This is a genomic window from Schumannella sp. 10F1B-5-1, from assembly GCF_006517535.1.
Classification (GTDB): domain Bacteria; phylum Actinomycetota; class Actinomycetes; order Actinomycetales; family Microbacteriaceae; genus Schumannella.
In genome coordinates, this window is record NZ_VHQH01000224.1 from 1 (window position 1) to 253 (window position 253).

Consider the following 253-nt stretch of genomic DNA (forward strand, 5'->3'; position numbering starts at 1 on the left):
CGCCGGGGATCCAGAACCGCAGCGGGAACGCATCCGTTCCTCCGTGGCCCGAGACGCCGACGCGCTTGCCGGTAGCGGGGGCGGGCGGATGCGGCGCGGGCGCGAGGGCGAACGGCGCGCCGTCGAGGGCTGCCGTGTCGTCGGTCAGAGCGATGCCGAGTGCGCGGGTGAGGTTGCCGGGCCCGCGGGCGAGCTCGGCGTCGCGGCGCGCGGTGGGACGCCGCCCGCGGGCGAGCTCGACGCCCTCGACCAC

General features: G+C 78.7%; 1 protein-coding gene. It reads right to left on the minus strand.

The genetic code is table 11. From position 1 onward, the window contains the following. Positions 1–253 (minus strand): DNA-3-methyladenine glycosylase (locus tag FJ658_RS15505; RefSeq protein ID WP_181408518.1); only part of this gene is annotated, 253 nt, incomplete at both ends.